Origin of the sequence: Nocardia sp. NPDC056611 (genome assembly GCF_042792755.1) — a bacterium.
Classification (GTDB): domain Bacteria; phylum Actinomycetota; class Actinomycetes; order Mycobacteriales; family Mycobacteriaceae; genus Nocardia.
The window spans coordinates 1,647,177-1,673,075 of sequence record NZ_JBHTVV010000001.1; the positions used below are offsets into that span (position 1 = coordinate 1,647,177).

Annotated in this window: 23 protein-coding genes; 12 read left to right on the plus strand and 11 right to left on the minus strand. The window is 67.3% G+C overall.

Features of this window, described 5'->3' with window-relative positions; translation table 11 throughout:
• Positions 1–69 precede the first annotated feature (69 nt).
• Positions 70–1,410: a glutamine synthetase family protein gene (locus ACFRAQ_RS07565; protein WP_213560277.1), complete on the plus strand. Its 1,341-nt coding sequence runs from the start codon at positions 70–72 to the stop codon at positions 1,408–1,410.
• A gap of 201 nt (positions 1,411–1,611) precedes the next feature.
• A complete protein-coding gene (locus tag ACFRAQ_RS07570) occupies positions 1,612–4,626 on the plus strand; it encodes a bifunctional [glutamine synthetase] adenylyltransferase/[glutamine synthetase]-adenylyl-L-tyrosine phosphorylase (protein WP_379095355.1) in 3,015 nt (1,004 codons plus the stop codon).
• 16 nt (positions 4,627–4,642) lie between these two features.
• Here the strand turns inward: ACFRAQ_RS07570 and ACFRAQ_RS07575 are convergent, their stop codons facing one another.
• The gene (locus ACFRAQ_RS07575) at positions 4,643–5,164 is read right to left on the minus strand and encodes a DUF6959 family protein (protein WP_379095357.1); all 522 of its coding nucleotides are present in this window, start codon (positions 5,162–5,164) and stop codon (positions 4,643–4,645) included.
• Positions 5,165–5,664: 500 nt separating this feature from the next.
• Between ACFRAQ_RS07575 and ACFRAQ_RS07580 the strand changes: the two genes are divergently transcribed.
• Together ACFRAQ_RS07580 and ACFRAQ_RS07585 are read left to right on the plus strand one after the other, a co-directional pair.
• On the plus strand, positions 5,665–6,564 hold the full coding sequence (locus ACFRAQ_RS07580) for a helix-turn-helix domain-containing protein (protein ID WP_379095359.1): 900 nt from the start codon (positions 5,665–5,667) through the stop codon (positions 6,562–6,564).
• Entirely contained in the window at positions 6,561–6,749 is a 189-nt protein-coding gene (locus ACFRAQ_RS07585) for a DUF397 domain-containing protein (RefSeq protein ID WP_379095362.1), read from the plus strand. The genes ACFRAQ_RS07580 and ACFRAQ_RS07585 overlap by 4 nt, the downstream gene beginning before the upstream one ends.
• Before the next feature lie 18 nt (positions 6,750–6,767).
• Here ACFRAQ_RS07585 and ACFRAQ_RS07590 read toward each other — a convergent pair whose 3' ends face one another.
• Complete coding sequence (locus ACFRAQ_RS07590) at positions 6,768–7,448, minus strand: maleylpyruvate isomerase N-terminal domain-containing protein (RefSeq protein WP_379095364.1); 681 nt, start codon at positions 7,446–7,448, stop codon at positions 6,768–6,770.
• Between the two features lie 338 nt (positions 7,449–7,786).
• Here ACFRAQ_RS07590 and ACFRAQ_RS07595 point away from each other — a divergent pair, with 338 nt between their 5' ends.
• The 4 genes from ACFRAQ_RS07595 to ACFRAQ_RS07610 all read left to right on the plus strand — a co-directional run bounded on the left by ACFRAQ_RS07595 (position 7,787) and on the right by ACFRAQ_RS07610 (position 10,678).
• A complete protein-coding gene (locus ACFRAQ_RS07595; RefSeq protein ID WP_379095367.1) occupies positions 7,787–8,539 on the plus strand; it encodes a Mut7-C RNAse domain-containing protein in 753 nt (250 codons plus the stop codon).
• 182 nt (positions 8,540–8,721) lie between these two features.
• Positions 8,722–9,309: a GrpB family protein gene (locus ACFRAQ_RS07600; protein ID WP_379095370.1), complete on the plus strand. Its 588-nt coding sequence runs from the start codon at positions 8,722–8,724 to the stop codon at positions 9,307–9,309.
• A gap of 89 nt (positions 9,310–9,398) precedes the next feature.
• A complete protein-coding gene (locus ACFRAQ_RS07605) occupies positions 9,399–9,836 on the plus strand; it encodes a GNAT family N-acetyltransferase (protein WP_379095373.1) in 438 nt (145 codons plus the stop codon).
• 317 nt (positions 9,837–10,153) lie between these two features.
• Positions 10,154–10,678, plus strand: a complete 525-nt coding sequence (locus ACFRAQ_RS07610; RefSeq protein WP_379095376.1) for an Ltp family lipoprotein — start codon at positions 10,154–10,156, stop codon at positions 10,676–10,678.
• 275 nt (positions 10,679–10,953) lie between these two features.
• Here ACFRAQ_RS07610 and ACFRAQ_RS07615 read toward each other — a convergent pair whose 3' ends face one another.
• Complete coding sequence (locus ACFRAQ_RS07615) at positions 10,954–11,364, minus strand: DUF4189 domain-containing protein (RefSeq protein WP_379095379.1); 411 nt, start codon at positions 11,362–11,364, stop codon at positions 10,954–10,956.
• A 424-nt stretch (positions 11,365–11,788) separates the two neighbouring features.
• Between ACFRAQ_RS07615 and ACFRAQ_RS07620 the strand changes: the two genes are divergently transcribed.
• On the plus strand, positions 11,789–12,193 hold the full coding sequence (locus ACFRAQ_RS07620; RefSeq protein ID WP_379095382.1) for a hypothetical protein: 405 nt from the start codon (positions 11,789–11,791) through the stop codon (positions 12,191–12,193).
• Between the two features lie 27 nt (positions 12,194–12,220).
• On the opposite strand, the gene ACFRAQ_RS07625 is transcribed toward ACFRAQ_RS07620, so the two are convergent.
• The 3 genes from ACFRAQ_RS07625 to ACFRAQ_RS07635 all read right to left on the minus strand — a co-directional run bounded on the left by ACFRAQ_RS07625 (position 12,221) and on the right by ACFRAQ_RS07635 (position 14,856).
• The gene (locus ACFRAQ_RS07625) at positions 12,221–13,579 is read right to left on the minus strand and encodes a flavin monoamine oxidase family protein (RefSeq protein WP_379095385.1); all 1,359 of its coding nucleotides are present in this window, start codon (positions 13,577–13,579) and stop codon (positions 12,221–12,223) included.
• A 173-nt stretch (positions 13,580–13,752) separates the two neighbouring features.
• Positions 13,753–13,995: a hypothetical protein gene (locus ACFRAQ_RS07630; protein ID WP_379095388.1), complete on the minus strand. Its 243-nt coding sequence runs from the start codon at positions 13,993–13,995 to the stop codon at positions 13,753–13,755.
• A gap of 672 nt (positions 13,996–14,667) precedes the next feature.
• Entirely contained in the window at positions 14,668–14,856 is a 189-nt protein-coding gene (locus ACFRAQ_RS07635; protein WP_379095391.1) for a hypothetical protein, read from the minus strand.
• 348 nt (positions 14,857–15,204) lie between these two features.
• Here ACFRAQ_RS07635 and ACFRAQ_RS07640 point away from each other — a divergent pair, with 348 nt between their 5' ends.
• A complete protein-coding gene (locus tag ACFRAQ_RS07640; protein ID WP_379095394.1) occupies positions 15,205–16,572 on the plus strand; it encodes an alpha/beta fold hydrolase in 1,368 nt (455 codons plus the stop codon).
• A gap of 144 nt (positions 16,573–16,716) precedes the next feature.
• On the opposite strand, the gene ACFRAQ_RS07645 is transcribed toward ACFRAQ_RS07640, so the two are convergent.
• Together ACFRAQ_RS07645 and ACFRAQ_RS07650 are read right to left on the minus strand one after the other, a co-directional pair.
• Entirely contained in the window at positions 16,717–18,009 is a 1,293-nt protein-coding gene (locus ACFRAQ_RS07645; protein ID WP_379095397.1) for a hypothetical protein, read from the minus strand.
• Positions 18,010–18,083: 74 nt separating this feature from the next.
• Positions 18,084–18,905 (minus strand): class I SAM-dependent methyltransferase, encoded by an 822-nt coding sequence (locus ACFRAQ_RS07650; RefSeq protein ID WP_379095400.1) that lies wholly within the window; start codon positions 18,903–18,905, stop codon positions 18,084–18,086.
• Between the two features lie 93 nt (positions 18,906–18,998).
• Here ACFRAQ_RS07650 and ACFRAQ_RS07655 point away from each other — a divergent pair, with 93 nt between their 5' ends.
• A complete protein-coding gene (locus ACFRAQ_RS07655) occupies positions 18,999–20,444 on the plus strand; it encodes a metallopeptidase (RefSeq protein WP_379095403.1) in 1,446 nt (481 codons plus the stop codon).
• 27 nt (positions 20,445–20,471) lie between these two features.
• Here ACFRAQ_RS07655 and ACFRAQ_RS07660 read toward each other — a convergent pair whose 3' ends face one another.
• The 3 genes from ACFRAQ_RS07660 to ACFRAQ_RS07670 all read right to left on the minus strand — a co-directional run bounded on the left by ACFRAQ_RS07660 (position 20,472) and on the right by ACFRAQ_RS07670 (position 24,633).
• Positions 20,472–21,311, minus strand: a complete 840-nt coding sequence (locus tag ACFRAQ_RS07660) for an alpha/beta hydrolase (RefSeq protein WP_379095406.1) — start codon at positions 21,309–21,311, stop codon at positions 20,472–20,474.
• 211 nt (positions 21,312–21,522) lie between these two features.
• On the minus strand, positions 21,523–22,971 hold the full coding sequence (locus tag ACFRAQ_RS07665) for a M20/M25/M40 family metallo-hydrolase (protein ID WP_379095409.1): 1,449 nt from the start codon (positions 22,969–22,971) through the stop codon (positions 21,523–21,525).
• A 3-nt stretch (positions 22,972–22,974) separates the two neighbouring features.
• A complete protein-coding gene (locus ACFRAQ_RS07670; protein ID WP_379095412.1) occupies positions 22,975–24,633 on the minus strand; it encodes a CocE/NonD family hydrolase in 1,659 nt (552 codons plus the stop codon).
• A 262-nt stretch (positions 24,634–24,895) separates the two neighbouring features.
• Here ACFRAQ_RS07670 and ACFRAQ_RS07675 point away from each other — a divergent pair, with 262 nt between their 5' ends.
• Positions 24,896–25,879, plus strand: coding sequence for an alpha/beta hydrolase (locus ACFRAQ_RS07675; protein ID WP_379095414.1), 984 nt, complete (start codon positions 24,896–24,898; stop codon positions 25,877–25,879).
• The last annotated feature ends 20 nt before the right edge of the window (positions 25,880–25,899 follow it).

Here is a 25,899-nt window from a genome sequence, read left to right on the forward strand (position 1 = left end):
CAGTTCCGAGAGTTGAATCTGTCGGCGTATGTAACACGGATTTAACTCCGGGACCCTACGCTCGCGGTCATGGACCGTCAGAAGGAATTCGTGCTCCGGACGCTCGAAGAGCGGGACATCCGTTTCGTGCGTCTCTGGTTCACCGATGTCCTGGGATATCTCAAGTCCGTGGCGATCGCGCCCGCTGAGCTCGAGGGTGCGTTCGAGGAGGGTATCGGCTTCGACGGTTCGGCCATCGAGGGGTTTGCCCGGGTCTCCGAGGCCGACATGGTGGCCAAGCCGGATCCGTCCACCTTCCAGGTGCTGCCGTGGTCCACCTCGAAGGGCCACCAGCACTCGGCGCGCATGTTCTGCGATATCGCCATGCCCGACGGATCGCCGTCGTGGGCCGACCCCCGGCACGTGCTGCGCCGCCAGCTGAACAAGGCCGCCGATCTGGGCTTCAGCTGCTACGTGCACCCCGAGATCGAGTTCTTCCTGCTCAAGCCGGGCCCGCACGACGGCACCGCGCCGATCCCCGCCGACAACGGCGGTTTCTTCGACCAGGCCGTGCACGACGAGGCCCCCAACTTCCGCCGCCACGCCATCGACTCGCTGGAGTCCATGGGCATCTCGGTGGAGTTCAGCCACCACGAGGGCGCGCCCGGCCAGCAGGAGATCGACCTGCGGTACGCCGACGCGCTGTCCATGGCCGACAACGTCATGACCTTCCGCTACCTGATCAAGGAAGTGGCCATCGACGAGGGCGTGCGCGCGAGCTTCATGCCCAAGCCGTTCGCCGACCACCCGGGTTCGGCCATGCACACCCACATGTCGCTGTTCGAGGGCGAGCAGAACGCCTTCGCCGACCCCGACGACCCGGACAACCTGTCCGAGACCGCGCGCGCCTTCATCGCGGGCATCCTCGAGCACGCGCACGAGATCTCCGCGATCACCAACCAGTGGGTGAACTCCTACAAGCGCCTCATCCACGGCGGCGAGGCCCCCACGGCCGCCTCCTGGGGTCGCTCGAATCGTTCTGCGCTGGTGCGCGTCCCGATGTACACCCCGAACAAGTCGGCGTCGCGTCGCGTCGAGATCCGCAGCCCTGACAGCGCCTGCAACCCGTACCTGGCCTTCGCGGTGTTGCTGGCCGCGGGCCTGCGCGGTATCGAGAAGGGCTACACGCTGCCGCCGGAGGCCGAGGACGACGTGTGGTCGCTGACCTCGGCCGAGCGTCGCGCCATGGGCTTCCGCGAGCTGCCCGCGTCCCTGGACGAGGCGCTCAAGGCGATGGAGAAGTCCGAACTGGTCGCCGAGACCCTGGGCGAGCACGTCTTCGACTTCTTCCTGCGCAACAAGCGCCGCGAATGGGCGGGCTATCGCGCGCAGGTGACGCCCTACGAGCTGAAGGAATACCTGGGGCTCTGACCCCGGCGAATCACCCGAATCGGGCCGCAATCCTCGCGATTGCGGCTCGATTCGTGTCTCGCGCCGCCACTCTCATGCCCTGATCGGCACGTCACCGCGGCCACTCGGTGGCGTCGCGGACTGGAAGCGGATTGGACACAGTGTCTGGTTTGAGTGGGATGGGTGGCATGTCTGGTGGGCACGACCTGTAATTTGAAGGACATGGTTCGGCCTCCGACTGCTCGTTCCGCTGTGCCCGGTGTCGGGCGGCTCGGTCTGCTCGAGCCGTCGGCCGCCGCCTCTCTGCGAGAGTTGGCATGGGACAACGTGGACAGCGTTCCCCTGCTGTGGGCGCTGTCGCGTTCCCCCGACGCCGATCTGGCGCTGCTGACGCTGATCCGGCTGCGCGAGCAGCTCGGGAGCGATTGGGCCGCCGTGGATTCCGAACTGCGCCGCGACTCCGCCCTGCGCGGGCGGCTGTTCGCGCTGATCGGCTCCTCCAGCGCCTTCGCCGATCACCTGGTGGCCGATCCGGGCGCGTGGCGGCTGCTGCGGCGGCCCACGCTGCCCAGCCGCGCGGAAGTGCTGGCGGATCTGCTGGACGCCGTGCACGCCGTCCCGGAGAACGGGGCCGCGGCCGGGCCCATGATGTACCGGGCCGGGATCTCCGGGCCCGAGGCGATCGCCTTGCTGCGCAAGCGGTATCGCGATCAGCTCATGCTGCTGGCCGCCATCGACCTGGCCGCCACCGTCGAGAACGAACCGGTGCTGCCGTACCAGCAGGTGGGGCAGCACCTCACCGATCTGGCCGACGCCGCGCTCACCGCGGCGCTGTCGGTCGCGGTCGCGCGGGTGTGTCAGGACCGTGAGGTGCCGGTGCACCTGGCCGTCATCGCCATGGGCAAATGCGGTGCGCGGGAACTGAACTACGTCTCCGACGTGGACGTCATCTTCGTCGCCGAACCGGCCGACACCACCGCCACCCGGCTCGCCGCCGAGATGATGAGCGTCGGCAGCGCCGCGTTCTTCGAGATCGACGCCGCGCTGCGCCCCGAGGGCAAGGCGGGCGCGCTGGTCCGCACCCTGGACTCACACATCGCGTACTACAAGCGCTGGGCGCGCACCTGGGAATTCCAAGCGCTGCTCAAGATGCGGCCCGCCACCGGTGATCTCGACCTCGGTCGCGAGTATCAGAAGGCCCTCATGCCCATGGTGTGGGCCGCCAACGAGCGACCCGACTTCGTGGCCGACGTGCAGGCCATGCGCCGCCGCGTCGAGGACCTGGTGCCCGCTGACCTGCGCGAACGTGAGCTGAAACTCGGGCACGGCAGTCTGCGCGATGTCGAATTCGCCGTCCAGCTGCTGCAATTGGTGCACGGCAAGGCCGACGAGTCGCTGCACGTGCAGAGCACCGTGGAGGCGCTGGGCGCGCTGGCCGCGGGCGGCTATGTGGGCCGCGACGACGCCGCCAACCTCACCGCCTCCTACGAATTCCTGCGGCTGCTCGAACACCGCCTGCAGCTGCAGAGGCTCAAGCGCACCCACACCCTGCCCGCCCCCGAGGACGAGGAGGGCATGCGCTGGCTGGCGCGGGCCGCGCACATGCGCCCGGACGGCCGCCAGGACGCGGTCGGGGTGCTCACCAGCGAGATCAAACGCAACGCGGTGCGGGTGCGGCGGCTGCACGCCAAGCTCTTCTACCGGCCGCTGCTGGATTCGGTGGCGCGCATGGACGCCGCCCAGCTGCGCCTGAGCCCCGAGGCGGCTGTGCGGCAGCTGGCCGCGCTGGGCTACGTCGCCCCGGAGAACGCGCTCGGCCACCTCAAGGCGCTGACCGGTGAGGTCGGGCGCAAGGGCCGCATCCAGGCGCTGCTGCTGCCCACTCTGCTCGAATGGCTCGGTGAGACACCGAATCCCGACGCGGGCCTGCTCGCCTACCGGCGGGTGTCGGAGGGCCTCGACAACGAGATCTGGTTCCTGCGCGAACTGCGCGACGAAGGGGCCATCGCGCAGCGGCTGATGATCGTGCTGGGCTCCTCGGCGTACCTGCCGGACCTGCTGATCAACGCGCCCGAGACCATCCGCATGTACGCCGACGGGCCGCGCGGGCCGCTGCTGCTGGCCACCAAGCCCTCCGATGTGGCGCGCGGAATCCTGTCCGGGGCACGGCGTTACGACGATCCCAAGCGCGCGGTCGCCACGGCGCGCTCGCTGCGCCGGCACGAACTGGCGCGCGTCGCCTCCGCCGACGTGCTCGGCATGCTCGATGTCCAGCAGGTGTGCGAGGCGCTGTCCTCGGTGTGGATCGCCACCCTGGAAGCCGCGCTGCAGGCCGTGATCCGGGCCAGTGAAGCCGAACTGGGCAGACCCGCTCCCGCGGACTTCGCCGTCATCGGCATGGGGCGGCTCGGCGGCATGGAACTGGGCTACGGCTCCGACGCCGACGTGCTGTTCGTCTGCGATCCGCGGCCCGGCGAGGACGAAACTGTCGCCGTGAAATGGGCGGTCGGCGTGGCCGAACAGGTGCAGCGCCTGCTCGGCGCGCCCAGCACCGACCCGCCGCTGCAGGTCGACGCCGGTCTGCGCCCCGAGGGCCGCAACGGCGCGCTGGTCCGCACCCTGGCCGCGTACGCCGCCTACTACCAGCAGTGGGCGCAGCCGTGGGAAGTCCAGGCGCTGCTGCGCGCGCATCAGGTCGCGGGCGACCCCGAACTCGGAGTCCGCTTCCTGCGCACCATCGATCCGGTCCGCTACCCCGAGGGCGGCATGTCACCCGAGGGCGTCCGCGAGATCCGCCGCATCAAGGCCCGCGTCGACTCCGAACGCCTCCCGCGCGGAGCCAACCCCGCCACCCACACCAAACTGGGCCGCGGCGGACTGGCCGACATCGAATGGACCGTCCAGCTCCTCCAGCTGCTCCATGCCCACGAGGTCCCCGAACTCCACAACACCTCCACCCTCCGATCCCTCGACGCCATCGAACGCGCCGAACTCATCGACACCGCCGACGCCGACCTCCTCCGCGACGCCTGGCTCACCGCCACCAAGGCCCGCAACGCCCTGGTCCTGGTCCGCGGCAAACCGGCCGACCAACTCCCCGGCCCCGGCACCCTCCTGTCGGCGGTAGCCCGTGTCGCGGGCTGGCCCAATGACGACGGCAGCGAATTCCTCGACCACTACATGCGCGTCACTCGACGCGCGAAAACGGTGGTGGAAAGGGTCTTCGGCGGCGAATAGCAACCCACGGGAGGCGTCAGTAGGGCAGCTTCAGGTTCCGCTGCCCCATCATCTCCTGGTAGCAGAGGTCCATCTCGATCACCGTGTCCAAAGCCTCCCTGACCGCGAACAACGCGTCCTCGAGGCTTCCGACGGTCAGCTCCGATTCCGCCTCCTCCAAGACCGACCGCAGGCCATGCAGGCTGTCGCCTTGGATGCTCAAACCGGGAAACCTGCGACCTTCCCACCTGACCAGCGAATAGTTTCCCTGTACACCCAGCAACTGCGCCGGTTCATCCACGATCACCTCCTCTCTCTTACGCGAGATCGAAGGAACCCGCGAGTTGTCCGGAACGCCGTCGACCCACGACCAGCCCTCCCGGCGGGCGATTGTGAGTAGCTGCGTGCGCGCGCTACACGAACTGGGCTGGTGGCCATCGCCTGCGGTGCACAGCCGATGCGGCCATAACAGGATCTTCACGCTGTCGGAAGTCTGCATCGACGGCGTCAGCGGCAGTCGGTGATGATTTACGCGAGATGTGGTCCAGGACAACGTCATCACCGCCCTACATCCGCGACGCGGGGAACAACGGAACCCCGCGCCATGACCCGGTCCGATGCCGCCCGCGGTGCCGGCGCCCCGCCCGCCCGCTCGCCGGCGCCTCCACATACCTCGAACCGTCGAGACACAGTCGGAGAAACCTGGCCTCACCACCCGGATGCTCATCCCGGTAGAAACCCCACACGCTCCAGCCGATCACGGCCAGGCAGAGAGCGAGAATCGACAGCAGCGCCCATGTGTCCCAAAGCATTACGGCATCCCCTCGAATTGCGTGGTTCCCGAATGGCCTGATTTCCGAACGGCGTCGCGGGCGTAATCGCTCGGCGCCGGTTCTCGGTGCACCCAGGATGGCTGAAGAGAGCCGTTCACAGTGTGCTGCACGCGAATTACGATGGGTGCACACACTGTGCATGCTCAGGCTGTGCACGCTCATGGTGTGCATGCTCACCATGAACACACCGGTCCTGGGCAATCCGTAGATTGCGAGGCTAACTAACATGGCCGGATCAACGGTCTCCCGCAGGGCATTTGGAAACTTCTTGCGTCAGATGCGGGAAGGGGCCAAGAAGACTGCACTGGCAGCTGGACTACATGCTGAAACCTCTCGCATGACCATCGTGCGGCTGGAAGACGGCCTGCTCACGAAGATCACCACCATGCAGCTCGAAAGTCTGCTCACCTTCTATCAGGCCGACGAGACAAGTCGGGCGGAGGCGCTGAGTCTCTGGCGAGAGGTCAGGGAGCAGGCCAAAGCCGATAAGTTGCAAGGCAATTCGAAAGGCTTCTGGCAGCCGTACGCGGATCAGTTACCTTCGCATTTTCCGCATTACCTGCGGCTCGAAGCGGCAGCCGATCGCATGACCACACATCAGCTCGTGCTGGTCCACGGTCTGTTGCAGACCGCTGATTATCGCCGGGCAGTCGCCAAGTTGGATGCGCCGGAGCTGTCGGTTGTCGATACCGAGCGGCGGATCGAATTGATGGAACGTCGGCAGATCCGGCTCGATAACCCTGCCTTCCAGTTGAAGGTCTTTCTGTCGGAGGCGGTCCTGCGGCATCGCCCCGCGGAACCCGCCGTGATGGCCGCGCAGCTGCGCTGGCTGGCGGAGGTGGGTGAGCGGGAAAACGTTGGTATCCGCGTCATTCCATTCGGAATCGGTCCCCACCGAGGCCTTGTGATGCAGTCATTCACCCTGCTGGATTTCGACAGCCTCCAGAGTCGCCTGACCGAGCCGCCCGTCGTCTACCTCGAGGGCGCTGTAGGGGCCCTCTATCACGATCGAACCGATGTGATCGACCGCTATCGCGAGGCGATCGCCGCTCTGCAAACGGTAGCGTTGACTGAGGACGACACCAGGACCATGGTGCTCGAGGTAGCGAAGGAGTATGCGGCGTGAACAATCCGCCTGTCCGGCAGTGGTACAAGTCCACTCGAAGCGAGACCTCGAACCAGTGCGTCGAGGTCTACCAGGACGATGATCGTGTCGGTGTTCGCGACTCGAAGAATCCTGGTGGCCCGGAACTGTTCTTCGACGGCGCCGAGTGGGACGTCTTCCTCGGCAGTCGCATCTGGGACCGCTGACTCGGGGAGTCGCGCAGATCAGCCGAGTGGAATCCATTCCACACCAACCTGTTTGACGTGGGCTGCCTCGTCCACGGTCAGTGGTGTGCGGCCACTGGCCTTGGCGAGGTAGGTCATGGGGTCCCAGTCCAGCGGAGCGAGGTCGTCGGGGTTGCCGGAGACGAGCAGCAGGGTGGTGACGATGGCGGCGGCTTCCGGGGTGGTCCAGGGGGTGCGGTCGAGGGCGGCGGCGAGGTCCAGGCCGTGGAGGGCGAGTTCGGCCACGCGGGTGATGAGGAAGTCGGTGAGGCCCATGCCGACGCTCCAGCGGGTCATCAGTCGGCGGTCGTCGGGTTCGCGGCGAGCGGAGTCGTGGACCAGCGGCCAGGCGGCGTCGAGTGCGGCGACGACGGCTCGGCCCGAGGGGTAGGCGGTGGCGCTCCGCTGGGCGAGGGCCACGCGCTCGATATTGGCCTGCGCGTCGAAGATTCGCGGGTTGTAGTAGTTGACGGCGTTGAGGGGAGCCGTGGCCGGTTCGGGGACAGTCAGGCCGTCGGTCACGCGCTCGATCCCGGCGACCACGTGGGCGAGCAACTCGGTGACCGTCCACGGTGCGCAGGGTGTCGGCTTGCCGAAATCGGTTTCGGAGAGCCCTGATGCCACGTGGACCAGTGCCTTCGCTTCCTGGCGGAACCCGGTAAGGATGTCATCTCTCCCCATGAGGACACCCTAGGGCGGCGACGGGAGGATCGGCGTACCCCTCGGATGAGGATCACATCGTTCTTCGAATGCCGGATTCGGTTGGGATGCCGCGAATTCCAGTCCCCAGCCTGTGGACGGACCATGTACACAGCAGGTCGGGTCGTTCGGGCGCCCGGAGCGAACATGCCCGGCGGTATGGCGGTGCTGGGAGATTTGCTCTGCGGTTCGTCAAGGGGGGCGGACCGTTCTCGGTCAGCGCATCCGGGGAGATGCTGACCCGCACCGGGCATACGCGGGATTGCTCAAACCGGAGATTGCTCTGGGCACGCTGGGTGATCCCGCCGGACAATGGTCCTATGACCGCCAGTGTCGAACTGCGTGTGTATGCCGAGCTGAACGACTTCTTGCCCCCGGGAGTGCGGTACGCCGCGCAGCTGCGGCCGGTCCGGCCGCACCAGACCGTGAAGGACGTCGTCGAGGCTGCGGGTATTCCGCACACCGAGGTCGACCTGATGCTGGTGAACGGTGAGTCCGTCGACTTCGGCCGCCGTCTGCAGCCGGGCGATCGGGTTGTGGTCTACCCGATGTTCGAGACGCTCGACATCGGGCCGCTGACCCGGGTGCGTCCTTGTCCGCTGCGCGATCCGCGCTTCATCGTCGATGTCAACCTCGGCGGGCTCGCACGGCTGATGCGGCTGATGGGACTCGACGTGCGCGAGGACTGGGAAGCCGACGACGCAGCACTGGCGAAAACAGCCGCGGCCGAGCATCGAATCCTGCTCACCCGAGACCACGGACTTCTCAAGCGCCGCACCGTGACTCACGGCGTATTCGTCCGGTCGGACCACCCGTTCGAGCAGATGGTGGACCTCGTCCGCCGTCTCGACCTGGCGGATCGGCTGGTGCCGTTCAGTCGCTGCCTGCGCTGTGGCGGCGCTGTCACCGGTGTGGCCAAGCAGGACATCATCGAGAGACTCGAACCACTCACCCGCCGCTACTATGACAACTTCCGGCAGTGCTCGGATTGCGGCCGAATCTATTGGGAGGGTTCACATCAGCGACGTCTGGACGCCCTGGTGGCCCGGATCCGCGCGGCCATCTCGTCGTGATACGGCGCTCCTCAGCACCGGGACGGCGGTCGGCCTTCTCGCAGAGGGCATTCACCGAAATCCATTCACCAGCTCCGCGCGCAGGGCATGAGCTGCATTCGTATGCACGGAAAGCCGACAATCGGCCACCGCGACCGGGCTGCCGACGGGCTTGCACTACGTCGCCATTAGGTTTTGGTCTGATGCCCACATTCGAGGAGATCATCCGCCACCGCGAGCCGGACCCCACCGAGAACCCTTGGGTCAACCGGCCGCCCCCACCAGAAGCGATCACGATCGTCCCGTACGACCCACAGTGGCCGCGGCGCTTTTCGGTCTTGGTTGGCGGTATCCGCGCAGCGCTCGGTGATGCGGTCCTGGATATCGAGCACGTCGGATCCACCTCCGTCGAGGGGTTGGCCGCCAAAGATGTCATCGACATCGTTCTCACCGTGGCCGACTCACGGCAGGAGAGCGTATATGTCCCCCCGCTCGAACACGTCGGTTATTACCTCACCGTCCGAGAACCGTCGTTTCACGAGCATCGGTGCCTGCGGCTTGCCGACCCTCGAGTGAACCTGCACGTGTTCGGTCCCAACTGTCCAGAGACCATCCGACTGCGCATGTTCCGCGACTGGCTGCGCGACCACCCCGAAGATCGCGCGCTCTACGAGGACGCCAAACGAGCCGCCATCCCAGGAGGTGGCAACGTCATGGACTACAACGCACGCAAGCAGCAGGTGATCCGCGAGATCTACGATCGTCTCTTCCGCGCCTTCGGGATGAAGTAGACAATCCCCGGGAACCGACATCCTCTCTTGCCGCAGGCGGCGCGGCTTCGAGACGGCGGCAGCTACCGGGCAAGCAGTACAGTGCCGAGGTGGCTGTCACCGTGGAAACACTGACCGAGGTCGACGATGAGATCGTGGAGGCTTTCGGCCGGCTGCTGCCCCAGCTGTCGCAAACGGCCTCGCGATTGGATCGAGAAGCGTTGGCGCAGTTGGCTTCTGCAGAATCGACCACTGTCCTGGTCGCGCGTAGCGGTGGAAAGATCGTCGGGACATTGAGCTTGGTGATGTTCCCGATTCCGTCGGGTCTTCGAGCACGGGTTGAAGATGTGGTGGTCGATGACTCGGCGCGCGGTCAAGGCATCGGCGCGGCGTTGATCGAGGAAGCCAAGACCCGAGCCACGGCTGCCGGCGCGCGAACACTGGATTTGACCTCGCGAGCATCCAGGGCCGCGGCCAATCGCCTCTACGAGCGCCTCGGATTCCGAGCGCGTGAGTCCCGTGTCTATCGCTTCGCTCCAACCGACTGACCCTCGCACAAGGCATCGGCAAACGCACTACTTTGCCGCATAGCGCGCTGCGTAGATGGGACAGCGCCGCACGGCGAAAGATCAACCGGCTGTTCGGTTCTGAGAGCATACGCAGGCCACCCGGTCGGCTGGGCGACGTGTTGCGCCGAGTCCGCGCCGAGGGGGACCCGTAAATGCTCAGGGGACATGAACTGCCATCCCACCGACATCCCGTGCCTAACCGGCACTCACCGCACCTAACCAGCTAACAACACTCTGACGTCAGCAGATGGCACGACTGCATGATGCTCCACCCATCACCTGACGAATGGAGACCTGTGAACACACCCACCCGCGTCGAGCCGTTCCCCACCCCACAGCCCAGTTACCTGTCGGCCGCGGACGCGCCGAAGAAGCAGAAGAAATGGGTGTGGCTGGTCGGTGCCCCGGTACTGGCTCTCGCCCTGGCGGCACCCGCGTGGAACGGCGCCGCGGCAGCGGCCGACGTCGCTCAGCCGGATATCGCGGCGCCCGTATCGACACTCGTGGTCGAATTCTCTCCGGCCAAGCAGGACATCACCTCCAGCCAGCGCAACGCCATCCGGTCTGCCCAGCAGTACCTCGACTACTCTGCCTTCTCCCGCAGCGGTCTGATCCACCAGCTCGAGTACGAAGACTTCTCCACCGCAGACGCTACGTTCGCAGTAGACAGCCTGGATGTGGACTGGAACGAGCAGGCGGCAAAGAGCGCCAAGCAGTACCTCGAGTACACCTCGTTCTCTCGGTCCGGACTGATCGATCAGCTGGTGTACGAGGGCTTTACGCGCGCCCAGGCCGAGTACGGAGCCAATGCCTCCTACTGACAATCTCTTTCGGCGGTAGACCCTGTTGGCGAGAAGCGAGCACTGCGGCGCGCTGCCGGTCGTAGTGCTCGCGTGGGCGCAGCGCGTGGGGTTTTCATCACCGGCAAAGCGTTCACGTCGGGTGCCCGGGCTAAACCGGTCTGGCTTCAGTCAGCGGGAGTGAGCGATAATGCCGCATGCCGCGCTAACCGGAACGGCCAGCGCGAGGTGCCGGCGGCCGGAACCTTGTGCGCCGCAGAACGTCCGCTACTGCCGAGGACCGTGCTGGAACTAGATCAAGGCTGGGTGCAAGCATGTTCGCGATTGAACGCGCCGACGCTTCCGGTGCCGGTGGGGAGGTTGCGGGCGGCGTCTGCGTATGCCTCCCCCGGGGTCGCCCCCTTACCGAAGCCCACGATCGGGAACCCTGCGACGATCGCGAGCGGACTCGTCACGATTGCACCGCAGCCGTTCGCGAACGTCACCATCATCCGGCAGTCGATGATGCCTTGACCCTTGCATGCTCGGTCGGCGGCTCGAATGGCGTCGGCTTCCGTCGGGTGGTTGACCGAAAACGCGTAGACGTTGCCCCACGCGCTGAGGGAAACGGCGCCCCAGTTGACCGGGTCGGCGGCGGCAGGCGGTGTCGCAAGAACGGCAGCGGCGCTCGCCGAGAGGGCGGCGGCCGCAAAGGATTTGTTGAACAAGTGGCGTGCTTCCTCTGCGCGCCGACCAGGGTGCGGCGATCGTATGGAAGATACCGCAGCGCATGGACTCGAGGTCGCCCCAAGTCTTGGGGGCACGGCAAAGACCATCACGAACTGCGGTTTTCGTGATGGATCCGCTGAAACCGATCTAGTTGCCCTTGGCTGCGGCGGATTCGGTCATCCCTCGACGAGGTCGCCTTGCCGAACACACTCTTCTGCCGCTTACGCGTCGGTTCGGAGCGGCTAGCACGGTCCCGGCCAGTTCCGCGTCACCGCAGCGAGCTGCGACTGAGTATGGCTGAACGCGAAGCGGCTGTCCCCGGAACATCTGGTGGGCCGCTCTCGGCAATGGGCCACTGCTCGAATCAAATTGGGTGATTTGCCCGATGGTGCCAACCTGGCACGGCTTGTAGTTTCTAGCGGTATGCCGCGCCGATTGACAGCCCTGTTGGGCATCACCAGCCCGTTGTTCGCGATTGCCGTCGGTGTTGCCGCACCGCAGGCCGCCGCGGCCGACACGGTCGTGCTGGCTCCCTGGGTCTCGTGCACTGGCCACTGGTGCCGCAACGAAACTGACGACACCTATCGCGTGGATGTGATCCTCGACTGCGGTAGAGAAAGGCAGCACGTAATCCGTGCCTACCTTCCGGCGCGCAGGACGTCGGTCGTGGGTGGTGATTGTGGTAGTCATCGCGAGCGCTGTTCGACCGACCGCGAGCGCTGGTGCGACGAGGACAATCCGATCCTCGGGATTCGGTACGACAATGTGGTGGTCGACAACGGGCCGATTCCGCCGTGGCCCTTCGGCGGCACGGGCTCATCGTTCTGAACGCGGAATAGCGGGTTCAGTTGGGGGTCAAGGTATCTGCACGGCCATAACCTCTGTGGCGGCACGTTCCCCCGACCGCACCGCACCGTCGATCCAGCCGCACATGATCGCCGAACTCTCGCTCCCGGCCCAGTGGATCCGCCCGCAGGGGGTGCGTAGCGCGTGACCGAACTCGGTGAGCACACCCGGTGGCGCATGACTGATCATTCCGCCGCCGGAGTAGCGCTCGACCGTCCAGTTCTGCTCGTGGTAGCTGACCGGGGACGAGGCCATCGCGCCGAACCGGTCGACCAGTTCGTTGATCACCACAGCTTTGCGCTCCGCCGGATCGAGTAGCCCGAGCTTGCGAGCCGCGGGACCTTCGGTAATCACGCACATGATGCCGGGAGTGCCGGTGTCCGTGCAGGCGTCGATGGTCAGAGTGGCCGGGCTGCCGGGCGCGGCCGACTGTCCGCACAGGCCGTCAGCGCGCCAGAACGCGGTGTCGTAGACGACCGAGATCTTGTAGACCGCACCACTGGGCATGCGCCGGTGCAGGAAGGTGCGGTCGACGGGAAGCATTGGCTCGTAGGCGATTTGCGTGGCGACGGCCAAAGGCACGGCGACGATCGCGCGCCGAGCGCGGACGGTGAGCCGCTCGGAATGGACGCTGACGCCGTCCTCGTCCTGCGCGATGAGGTCCACCGGTCTCGAAAGATGCAGCGCGTCACCGAGTTCGGCGGCCATCGGTCCGTAGATCGCACCCATACCGCCGTGCACCCTGGCGTCCTGGGCGCCGTCCTTGCTGGAGATGACGAACACCGGCCCGCCGCCCGAGCCCATCTGGTGCAGCGCCCACAACAACGACACCTCCGAGGCGGCCGAGGTGTAAATGCCGGCGAACGCCATGTCGAGCATCTCGCGCGCCTGATGGGAGTGAATATTTCGATTCAGCCACTCCCCCAGGGAGGTTCGATCCCACTCGCCGGCCTTCTCGGCCTCCCACGGAGCGTCGAACGGGATCGACTTGCACATTTGCCCGACCTCGAACAGGCCGGCTCCGAGGTTGGCGATCGCCCACGGGCTCATCGCCCAGGGAATGGTGCCGGAGTAACGGTGCTTCTTGCCGTCGACGATCATCATCGCGTCGCCGTCGACATACTCCTTGTATTCGGTCACGCCGAATTCAGCCATCAGGGCCTTGATACGGTCCTGCCCGGGGCCGACCCACGCGCCGCCGCGATCGATCCAGGTCCCGTCGGGCAGTAACTCGGTGAAGGTGCGACCTCCGACCCGGTCACGCGCCTCCAGCAGAGCGACCGAGCGGCCGGCCTGCTTCAGCCGCAGTGCGGCGGTCAATCCCGCGAAACCCGCACCCACGACGCAAAAATCGACATCGGCTGCCATGAGTCGCCCCTTCGTCCGGAAGTTCCGCACTAGCGCCACGTGTCCCCGTCATCACGTGAGGTGACAGGGCCGGCTCGTCGACCGCAGGGTCTGGCATAGCCAAAGTACGCCGCGCGCCAGTCTCAGTATCGGGATTCGCAGGAAATCTACGCATGTGAGGCAGTGCCCCGCTGTCAGGGATTCCTGACAGATTTCAGCCACGTAGGCGGGGTGAGAGTCCCGGTAGTCGTCAGCACGGCGCCGGTGGGCTGTGCGAGTCGGTGCCGGCCACCGGCCGAGGATGCCGACGCGGGAAGCACGACTGTGGGTGTGTCCAGCAGAACGTGCAGGCGGGCGATGAAGACGTCGATGCTGCCGTAGCGTGCCAGGACCTGCGCGAGCAGTTCGTGCACGGTCGATCCCATGAGATCAGTCATTTCACCCCATTAAGGTTCACCGACCGGTCGGGCCGGTTCTGACCAGCATTCTGCACGATAATCCCGATCACGCAGCTAATTCCGAGATATCGGTGACTTTCCGTGCCTGGACACTCTCGATTCGTGCCATCAGCGCGGTATTCGGGCCGCTCCCGCCCAGGATCTCGATACTGTGCGGTGCGGGTGATCCGATCGTGGAGTGTGGCGGGAATCCGGGTGCGGTTATCGTGCCGCATTCTCACGTCGGATCATCCGACCGGGGTCAACCGTGGACGACTCCGGAATCGATGCCCCGCTTCACCGACTCCGAGCGGCGCATCGTGCTCGGTAGCCGGGTGGATAGGCCCGCAGACTCTTCCTATCCACCCGGCCCGAGCAGCAATGTGGACCGTCACGGCGGAAATCGTCAGATATTCATCAGCGGCCGGGTCAGCCCCCGCGGAGGTGAGGCCCACGTCGTCATCGTGGCCCGCGCCCGGTCGCCGGGTGCGCCCGCGGTGACAGGGTCTGCCACGTCGAAATCCGGTGGGCGGGCACCGTCGTGTGACTGCACCCCCAGCCGGGGTCCACGCGGGCGGCGCTCGACAACGCGCTGCGTGAGGTCGCCCGGCATCTGGGCATCGACCTGCCGGTGTTTCTCACACACGTCACGATCGGACGCGCGGTGCAGCCTCAGCCCGCCGGCCCTGCCATCGACAGCCGCCTCTGAACCCCGATGCCCGGAATCCGGGGCCGCAAGCCCGTGCCCTCCAGCTCGACGGTCTCTTCGATGATGTTGGTGCCCAGTTCCTCGATGAACAGCGGGTCCAGGTTGGCCGCCGCGCCGATGATGAGGCTGTCGAAAGCGCTGTTCGTCCGCATGATGGCGCCGCTGCCCGGCCTGCCCGCCGACCCCACCATCGGATTCGGTGATCTGCCAAGGATTTTCAGCTCCCACGCGCTGCTGCATGTGGATCAGGTTGTGTGGCAGGGTGGGGCGGGCGTTGGGTCGTTGGTGTTCGGAAGGTGTCGTCAGTGGGTTTGGGTTTGGGGCGCAGTGGGCTTCGGCGCTTACGGGTTGTGGCCTGCATGGTGGTGTTCGCGGGGTTGGTGGGGGTGCCGGCGGCCGAAGGGGCGGATCCCTCTGAGGATTCGCTCGCGGAGGCAGCCGTAACGCCTGTGCTGCGATGGGCGGACTGTGCCGAGGGGTTCGAGTGTTCGACTGCCGCGGTGCCGTTGGACTATCACCGGCCGCAGGAGGATCGGATCGAGCTGGCGGTGATCAAATTGCCTGCCACCGATCCCGGTAGCCGGATCGGGACGCTGTTCGTCAACTTCGGTGGGCCGGGGCCGTCGGGGGTGGATCGGCTACGGGAGCGGGCGCGGTGGCCGTGGTTGTTCTCGGCGGAGCTGCGGGAGCGGTTCGATATCGTGTCGTGGGATCCGCGCGGGGTGGCGCGGAGTGCGGCGGCCCGGTGCTTTCCGAACACCACCGAGCAGCTCGCGTTTCTCGGATCCTTCCCGGACATGCCGGGTGACCAGGCCGGGGAGGCGGATTTCTATGGCCGGAACCGGGAGTTGGCCGACCGCTGCCGCGCGCTGGCCGGGCCGGTTCTCGACCACGCCTCGACCGCCAATACCGCGCGGGATCTGGAGCTGCTGCGGCGCGCGGTCGGTGACGCGCAGCTGACCTATCACGGTATTTCCTACGGGACCCTGGTCGGCGCGACCTACGCCAACATGTTCCCCGGCCGGGTTCGGGCCATGGTGTTCGACGGGTCGATGGATTTCGACGGCAGTGTGAACGGCCATGGCGGACAAGGCGATACGGTTCCGGTGGACACCCGCCAGAATGTGGCCGCGGGTATCGCCACGACATTCGATGCGTTCCTGCGTGATTGCGCCGCGGCGGGTCCGAAGTGTGCGTTCTCGGCCGGTGATCCCGCACTGAAATGGCCGGTGCTCGCGGAGCGGGCGCGGCTGGCGCCGATTCGGGCGGCGGGAGAGATCTTCACCTATTCGTCGATAGTCAATGCGGCGGCGAACCTTTCGCGCCCGGACACCTATCCGCAGCTCGCGACCCTGTTGCAGATGCTGTTCGACGCGGGCACCTCGTGGCCGGGCATTGTGCCCATCGCAGATCGAGAGTCCTATACCGGCAATCGCACCGAGGCCTTCTACGCGACCCAGTGCGTCGACAGCGCCGTCCCCACCGATCTCGGCATCTACAGCCGCACCGCGATCACCGAGGATGTGCGGGTTCCGTACTTCGGCCGGATCGGCGTCTTCGACATGATGGCGTGCGCGTTCTGGCAGGCTCGTGACGCCGACCGCTACACCGGCCCGTGGAATCGCCGCACCGCCGCACCGATCCTGGTGCTGAACAGCAGATTCGATCCGGCGACGCCTTTGCAGGGCGCGGTCACCGGAGCCGCTCAGCTGGCGCGGGCGCAGGTCGTGACGATCGAGGGCATGGGCCACAGCAGCATGTATGTGGCCAGCACCTGCGCCGAGCGCGTCAAACGCGACTACCTGTTCAGCACCGAACTGCCGCCGGCCGGAACCGGTTGCGCCGTCGACGCTGCACCGTTCAGCTGAGCGATCAGACGGGGTGGATGCCGCCGCCGTAGGACACCCCTGGGTGCCGGATGGTCGGAGATCAAGACATCGACGCGATCCTCGGCCGTCCCTCCCCGATCTCCCCTGTCTCCACCTCGGGGGAGGGCATCCTCGGCCTGCGGGTCAGTCGAGGTCGTCCGGGGTGGGCGCGATTCGGGCGGAGGGGAATTCGGCTCCGAGGGTGGGTTGGACGTGCGGGAGTGGGCTGCCGAGTAGTTCGTTCTCGCGGTTGCGAATCAGCCAGGGCGGACAGGTGTGGGCCGATTCGGGGGTGGTCGGGCGGGTGCCCGGAGCGAACATGCCCGGGGGCATGGCGGTGCTGGGAGATTCGGGGCGAACCTGTGGTGTGACGGGGCGGGGCTGGGTGGTCGGCTCGGGCACGGTCGGGCCGCGGAAGCTGCGGGTGAGGTCGGGGAAGGGGTTGGGGGAGTAGCGGTTCGATGGTGGGCCGGTGGGGGAGGTGGGGTGGCCTGTCCGGGCGGGATCGTCGGTTGGCGCCGTCGAGGTCGGGAGGGTGGCCGTGGGGTGGGTGCCGGTGGTGGTCGATGGTGTGGGCGAGCGGTGATCGGGATCGGTGTCCGGTCGCCACCGATCCGCGCCGGGGTCGGTCGCGCTTCGATGGAGCGCCTCCGGGTCGTCGGAAGTGGCTTGATCCTGGGGGATGCGCTGTGCGAATGGGGAATTGGTCGCCGAGGCGGTCTCCTCGCCTGCCTGCGGGCGGTGGGTGTCGGGGTCGGCCGGGTTGCGCCACGCGTCCAGGTCAGGCGTGGACCCTGGCGTGGTAATGGCTCGTGTATCGAAGGGGCGACTCGGATCCGTTGCGCCACTGCTGTTCCCGGAGGCATCGGCCGCGCCCGGTGCGGTGATCGTGAAGAAGGCGGGGATTCCTGAGCCTGCCGGCGGATAGATCGGGGTGTAGTTGGCGTCCAGAGCCGCGAGGGCGAGCTGGTATTGCTCGTCTCGGTCGGACGCGGGGCCGTCGGTCACCGGTGGGGGCACGGTTTTGCGGAGGGCTTCGGCGCCGAAGGCGGCGGCGATCATGCGGTGGCCGGTGCTGTGGGCGATCTCGGCGGTGTCGGTGGCGTCCTGGACGAAGCGGCGGGCAGCGGCCGCGGCGGCGTCGGCGAGGTGGCCGGTCATGGTGTCGGCGAGGGCGGTGTGGATGGTGGCGTGGAGGGTGGTGACGGCGCCGAAGATGCTGTCGGCGATGGTGACCCAGGTGTCGGCGGCGGTGTGCATGTCGCAGGGGTTCATGGCTTGGACGGCGTCGTGGATCTGCTGGTGGGACAACCGGGTGAAGTCTTCGACGTGGTCGATGTAATCGGGGTCGGCGGTGCGGTGGGTGAGGCGGGCCTGGTCGTGTTCGGCGCCCGATTGGCTCAGGCGGGCGCTGCGCCGCAAGGCTTCCGGTTCCATCGGCGTCCCTCCCGTCGTCCAGCTTCCGAGTACTTGGACGCGGGAGGGTCGATGCCGGTTCCCGATGTGGCCGGTCAGCCTTTGCGGGCTTGCAGGGTGTAGCTGAGGGGCAGGCGTTCGCGGTGTTCGATCAGTCGCCATTCCCACTGCTCGTCGTGGGCCATGCGGCCAGGCAACGGGTTCGAGGGGACGCTGTCGTGTTCGACGAGCTGGGTGAGGGTGAGGTCGGCCTGCAGCAGGGCTTCGACGATCTCGCCGAGGCCGTGGTTCCACTCGTGTGTGATGGTGTTGGCCACCGTGGAATCGGTTTCGACGTAGGTGGTCTCGTCGTTGAACACCATGGGATCAGCGGTCTCGAAATACGGGTAGCCGATCGTCAGGGCGTCGGTGCGGGTCTCGTCGATCGACCACAGCACCGGGTGGTACTCCCGCAGGAACAGGCGGCCACCGGGCCGCAGCAGCGCGGCCACGGTCGCGGCCCAGCGGCGGATGTCGGGCAGCCAGCACAGCGCGCCGACGCCGGTGTAGACCAGCCCGAACCGCCTCCCGCCGAGCGCGGATACCGCGTCGTAGATATCGGATTCGACGTACTCGATCGGCGTCGCGGCGGCGTCGGCCAGCTTGCGGGCCTCGGCCAGCGAGGCGGGGGAGAAGTCCAGTCCGGTCACGGTCGCGCCGAGCCGGGCCAGTGACAGCGTGTCGGTGCCGATGTGGCATTGCAGGTGCACCGCGTCGACCCCGCGAATGTCGCCGAGCCGTGGCAGATCGAAGCGCACCACATGACTGAGGAAGGACGGGTCGGTCCGGAAGTCGTCGAAGTGGTAGTCGAGGGAATCGGCGTGCAGCGGGGCCCGATCGTTCCAATTGGCCTGATTGAGGCCGCGATAGTCGCTCATGATCCTCGACTGTGTCACGAACTGTCGTTGCGGGACCGGGGACTTCGCGCGATATCTCGGTGGATACTTGTCCCGAGTGGTGTGGGAGGCGAGATGGGGACGTCGCGGATTCGGCGGGGGCTGGTCGTACTGCTGGCGGTCGCGGGGGTGGCCCTGACCGGCTGCTCGGCGTCGAAAAGCCCTGCCTCGCAGCAGATGTCGGCACCGGTGACGGACAACCCATGGGTGGTGGCGGGCCAGACCTCGGCCGCCGGGCCCAGCGGACCCCGCTCCGGGGTGCCGGACGCGAACCTCGCCGCCGAGAACGGGGACGGCGGCGCGGTCGACAAACTGGCCCTCAATGCCATCGCGGATATCGCCGACTATTGGAACGGCCAGTACGCCAAGACTTTTCCGGGCGTGTTCAAACCGGTGACCCGGTTCATTTCCTGGGATTCCACCGCCTCGCGCGCCCAGGCCGTCGAATTCTGCCGCGGCAGTACCTTTCAGGAGGTCAACGCCGCCTATTGCAGTGTCGACAAGACCATCGGGTTCGACCGCGGCACCCTGCTGCCGGGCTTGGTGAAGAAGTTCGGCCCGATGGCGGTGGTCATGGTCCTCGCCCACGAGTACGGCCATTCGGTCCAGGCGCAGGCCAAGCTGAACGGCTTCTTCACCCCGACCGTGGTCCGTGAACAGCAGGCCGACTGCTTCGCCGGCGTCTTCCTGCGCTCGGTGGCCGAAGGCAATTCGCGCCATTTCACCCTCAATACCACCGACGGCCTCAATGGCGTCCTGGCCGCGGTGATCTCCTTCCGTGACCGCGAGCCGGGCGCGTCCCGGGACGAGCACGGTACGGCGTTCGAGCGGGTCACCGCCGTGCAGATCGGCTACACCGACGGCGCGACCGCGTGCAAGGGCATCACCCGCGCCGAACTGAAGCAGCGCCGCGGCACCCTGCCGACGAGCTTCCAGCCGGGCGACAAGGATCGCCAGCTGCCGGTGGACCAGCCGGATCTGGCCTTGGTGGCGCAGTCGCTGACCCGCGCTTACCCGATCCAGCCCGCGCCCGTCTTCGACTACGGCGGCATCACCCGCAGCTGCCCGACAGTGACCGTCACCCAGCCTGTTTCGTACTGCCCGGCCACCAATGTGATCGGCACCGACATCCCGAGCCTCGCCAAGCGCGCGGCCACCGGCGACACCGGCGACCTGTTCTCCGCGACCGTCGGCGGCGACTACAACGCCTTCGTCGTCTTCGTCTCGCGCTACATGATCGCCGTCCAGCAGGCCCGTCGGCTCGGCATCTCGGGAGCCGAATCCGCCGGGCTGCGCGCCGCCTGCTTCTCGGGGGCCTACAGCACCGAGCTGAGCCGCCCCGGCAGCGATCTGCAGTTGTCCGCGACCGATCTCGACGCCGCCATCTCCGGACTGCTGATGGACGGTCTGGCCGCGGCCGACGTCAACGGCGCGGTGGTGCCCAGTGGTTTCGTCCGACTGGAGGCGTTCCGGACCGGCGTCCTCGACGGGGAGGACGCCTGCCTGAAGACCTACAAGTGAGCCCGGTCGGGCTCCGGTGAAACCCGGTCAGGCGGCGGGCAGGTGCGCTTCGAGCCAGTTGACCACGTCGGTGAGCACCTTGTCCTGCTCGGGCTCGTTGTAGATCTCGTGGTAGAGCCCGTCGTAGCGGATGACCGTCTTGTCCTTGGCCGCGGCGTCGCGTTCCACCTTGTCGGTGCCCGTGGGTGAGGCGAGGCCGTCAGCGGTGCCGTGCTGGACCAGCAGCGGCGCGGTCAGGCGATCCAGGTGCGCCTTGACGTACTCCCCGGCGCGCAGCATCTCCCCGGCGGTGCGGGCGGGCACGCCGCCGTGATGCACCAGCGGGTCGTCGTCGTAGGCGCGCACCACCTCGGGGTCGCGGCTGACCAGCGTCGAATCCAGTTTCACGACGGGCACATTCGGCAGGTACTTGGCCACCAGCGGCGCGGCCAGGCGCTGCACGGCGTTGCCGGCCTCGATGTCGATCGCGGGGGCGGACAGCACCAGGCCGTCGACCTCGGGCTGGTCGCGGGTGGCGAAGTAGGCGGTGGTGAGCCCGCCCATGCTGTGGCCGATGACGAATTTCGGCAGTCCCGGGTGGCGGCCGGTGGCGGTGGCGAGCATGGTGCGCACATTGTCGGCGGCGGTGTCGAGCGAGCCGATATTGGCGCGGGCGCCCTCGGACTTGCCGTGGCCGGTGTGGTCGAGCGCGTAGACGGCGAACCCGGATTCGGTGAGCCGTTGCGCGACGTGCGCGTATCGCCCGGAATGCTCGGCATACCCGTGCACGATCACCGCCACGGCGCGAGGCTCGCCGTCGGGCAGCCACGCCTGCCAGAACACGCGGCCGCCCGCGCCTTGGAATTCACCGGTCTCCGTGCGGGTCATCGCCGCTCCTTCGAGTCGAGGTCGTCACGTACCTACGAGGGCAAGGGTGCCGGGTCGCGGTTTCGGACGCCACGATGTGCGTCCGAAATGTCGCCAACCGGCGGAGCCATTCTCGCTCATCGGCCGCGTGATGGGGCGGGCACCGGTAAGCGCGTGGCGACGGGCATGATCGAGCACGTCGCCGCCCCGGCGCCGGGGACTGTGGTGCCGGTCAGAAGGCGGCGATGCGGTCGATGAGCAGCCGGTTGAATCGGATCAATCGGGCATAGTTGGCGCGGGAGATGCGTTCGCCGGTGCCGTGGATGCGTTCCAGGTCGGCGGCGGACAGCATGATCGGGGCGAAGTTGCAGCGGGTCCGCGCCAGATCGTCGTAGTAGCGGGAGTCGGTGGCGGCCGGGACCACGCCGACGGTGACGGCCAGCCCCGGCACCACCGCGCGCGCGACATCGGCGACGACGTCGAAATCCGGTCCGGCGCTCGGATCGGTCGACGGCTCGGAGCAGGTGCCGTCGAGTTCGATGGTGACGCCGTTGTCGCGCACCACCTTCCGGCAGTGCGCCAGCACCCCGGCCACCGAATCACCGGGCAGGATACGGAAGTTCACGTACGCCTCGGCCCGCTGCGGGAGCACGTTGGACTTGACCCCGCCGCTGATCACGGTGGGGGCGGTGGTGGTCCGCACCAGCGCCTCGGTCTGCGGCCGGGCGGCCAGCACCCGCGCCGCGATCGGCCCGGCCACATTGACCAGCCCGAGCAGGGTGCGCCGCGGTTCGGTCACGAATTTCCGCACCCGGGTGAGCATGTCGACGGCGACCGGTGTGAGTCGCAGCGGGAACGGGTGGTCCTGGATCCGTGCCACCGCCCGCGCCAGCCGTCCGACCGCGGTCTGCCGCCCCGGCATGGACGAGTGCCCGCCCACGTCGGTGACCGAGAGCCGGACGGTCGCGAAGCCCTTCTCGCCCACCATGATCGTGGCCACCGGCACGTCGATGCCCTCGGCGACGCCGACGGTGATGACACCGCCCTCGTCCACCAGCAGCCGGGCCCGCACCCCCGCGTCCCGCAGTCGCCGCGACATCCGGCCCGCGCCGTCGGCGCCGAAGATCTCCTCGTCGTGCCCGAACGCGAGATACACCGTCTGCGTGGGCTCGACGCCGTCCCGCAGCGCCGCTTCGACCGCCTCGAGAATCGCGATCATCCGGCTCTTGTCGTCGATCGCGCCCCGGCCCCAGATGAATTCGTCGTCCACGACCCCGCCGAACGGCGGATACGGCCAGCCGTCGTGGTCGTCGACGGGCACGACATCCATGTGCGCCAGCAGAATCGCCGCCACGGCCTCGGCACCGGGCTCTCCGGTGTGCGTGCCCTGCCGCGCGCTCCCGGCGGCCCGCGCTTCCGGCCCGGCCGTGCCCACCAGGTGCTCGGTCGCCTGGCTACCCGCCCAGCGGTACAAACGGCTGTGGCCGAAGCTCTCCCAGGTGAGGTGGGCGTGGACCAGGGGGAAGCACTTCTCCAGGTGGCCGGTGAGGCGCTCGAATTCGGCCGGGTCGATGCGGCTGTGGTCCTCGTGGGAGACGGTGCGGCAGCGCAGCGCCCCCGCCAGCCGCTCGGCGGTGGCGTCGTCGACGGTGGGCGCGTGGGTCGGCGCGGTGCTGGTCATGGGCTAACCGCCGGTCCGGGGAGGGAAGGTCACGGCCACAGTGGCATTGTTCACCACATCGGCGATCAGGGAGACCGTCTTCTCGTTTCGCCACTTCGGAATCGCCTCGCTGACGTCGCCGGGCAGGTCCGGGGTGCGGATTCCGGACAGCAGCGGCAGGTGCAGTTGGGCGGCGGTCACGGTGACGGGGGCGTTGGCCGGCTGATGCGCCCACACATCGTCGACCACGTCGGTGACGCGGATGCCGATGCGATGTCCGGCGGGAATCGGCCAGTCCTGGGCGAGGAGCCGGACCTGCGTGGTCGGGGTGACCGGTGCGATGCCGCGGGTGATCACGGTGGCCCGATTGTCGGGTCCAATGTCGTAGACCTCGACGGTGACGCTGGCCGCGGCCGGACCGTCCAGGGTGAGCGTGGCGGTCGGCGCACCGGACAGCTGCTGATCCTGGGCGAGCGGTGGGGAGACGGTCCAGATCTCCCGGTCCGCGCCGGGCAGCAGACCGCGATCGGTATACCGTCCGGCGCGCAGGTCGATGTCGAGGGTGTGGCTGTCGGCCGGCGGCCACGCCGTCTCCGCCCGCCAGCGGCCGTCGAACTGCCCGACCGTGACGCGCGGGCCGGGCACCCTCACATCCTTGCCCGCCACCTGCCGGTCGAAGAAGGCCAGCAGTTCCGAGGAGAACTGGGTGGCACCGCACTTCTCGCTGCAATCGCGGTGACCCCACTGCCCGAACATGGCCTTGTGCTCGCCGGGGCCGAGCCCGTTCCACAGCTGGAAGACCCGGTCGGCGCGAGTGTTGTAGTCGACGAAACCCTGGCCGAGGAACAGCGGAATGGTGTTGCCGCGCAGCTTCTCCACCAGATCGCGGTCGCGCCAGAACGGCGTGCTCGCGTCGTGGTTGCTGGTGTCGGCCAGATACCGCTGATAGCAGGCCGGGTCGATGGACGACGCATTGGCCTTGTACTCGGCCGAGTCATTGGGGTGCGCGGGCGTCGACGCGATCAGCAGGTGCTCGAATCCGGCGATGTCCCCGGGCCGGAAACCTTGTTCACTGATCGGTTTCAGCGAGAACTTCCACGCGATGCCCTGCATGTACAGGTACGCGTTGGGGTCGGCGACGACTTCGAACGAGGCCACCGCCGCCAGGCCCGCCGGCTTCTCGGCCAGCCCCATGAGCCCGGTCCACCCCTCGTAGGACACCCCGTACAACCCGACCCGCCCGGTCGACCACGGCTGTGCCGCCGCCCATTCCACCGCGGTCTTCACATCCGAACGTTCACCCGGCCCCCCGAAATCCGGGCACCCGTTGGATCCGCCGAACCCGCGCAGGTCCACGATCACGTAGGTGTATCCGGCGGCCAGGAGCATCGGCACCGGCAGGTCCCCGGTCGAGGGCCCGCCGCCGGGCCGCAACTCGGTCAGCCGCGCCTCGTGCGACCGATACGGACTCACCGTCATCACCACCGGCGTCCGCACGTCGTCCCCGAGCCCCACCGGCCGCAGCACGTCCGCGTGCAACCGCGTCCCGTCGGGCGCGGTGATGAACTCCTCCCGCCACTGATACCCCGGATCCGCGCTCGCCTGCCCCGGCGCGACTACCGCCCCCATCACCAACAGCACGCCGACCACCGCGCGCCACACCACCATCCGCATGCTCACCATAGTGACCTTGGTGGTTGTGCGCCCCCCTGACCAGCCCCAGGAACCTGGGTGCACGGTGGCCGGCGGCGTCGGTCATTCAGTGGGTGTCGGCCGCTAGTTCCCGGACCAAGAACCGTTCCTGGGCGGCGATCGTATACACGTGTAGTAGGTATTGTTCTGTAGGCTCCATCGGCGAGGGGGGCCGACTATTGGCCGCCCTGGATGCGCTGGCCACAGTGGAGATCGAACGGTTCGCAAACTGCTCTTACATGAGGGGTTTTCGATGAAGCGCAAAACTGGGCGCGACACTCTGTACCACGATCAATCCGCGTGGTGGAAGCTCCAGGAGTTCCTCCCGCCCCGGCTCCGGCTCACGTCCGAAGCGGACCTTCCCACCGAGGATTTCTGGGAATGGGAGAGCAACAATATCCACCTCGATCAATATCTGAATCCCGAGGCCCCGGCGAAAGTGATCCTGCATCACGGCGTCGGCACCAACGGGCGGCAGATGAACCTCATTATCGGTAAACCGCTGGCCGACCAGGGCTGGGAAGTGACCGCTGTCGACAATCTCGGCTACGGCATGACACAGGTCCGCCCCGGCGGCACTTACGGGTATGGCCAGTGGATCCAGATGATCACCGACTATCTCGCATACGAGAAGTCGCGCGACGATCGCCCGATCGTGCTCTATGGGCTGTCGGCCGGCGGCATGGTCGCCTACCACGTCGCCGCGCACGCACCGCGCGGCGCCGTGCACGGAATCGTCGGCCTGACCTTCCTCGACCAGCGCAATCGGGACGTGTGGATCGCGACCGCGCGCTACAAATTCAGCGCCACGGTGGGCATGAAGGGCGTCGAGGCCCTGGCCCGTTCGCCGATGAAGGGCCTGGAGTTTCCGATGAGCCTCGCCTCGAAGATGAGTGCGCTGTGCAACAACGCGGACGCCATGAAAGTCTTTCTGGCTGACAAGACTTCGGCCGGCAATGCGGCGTCGATGAAATTCCTCGACGATTACCGCACCTATGTCCCGGATATCGAACCCGCCGATTTCGACGTCTGCCCGATTCTGCACACCCAGCCTGCCGAGGATCATTGGACGCCGCTGGAATTGAGCAAACCCGTGCTCGACCCGATCAAGAAGGTTCCGGTGAAGCTGGTGATGCTCGAGAACGCGGGGCACTATCCGCTCGAGGAGCCCGGACTCACCCAGATGGAGGAGGCCGTCGACGCGTTCGTGCGCGACGTCACCGGCACCAACCCCTGAATCACAGAGAGTCGGGTACC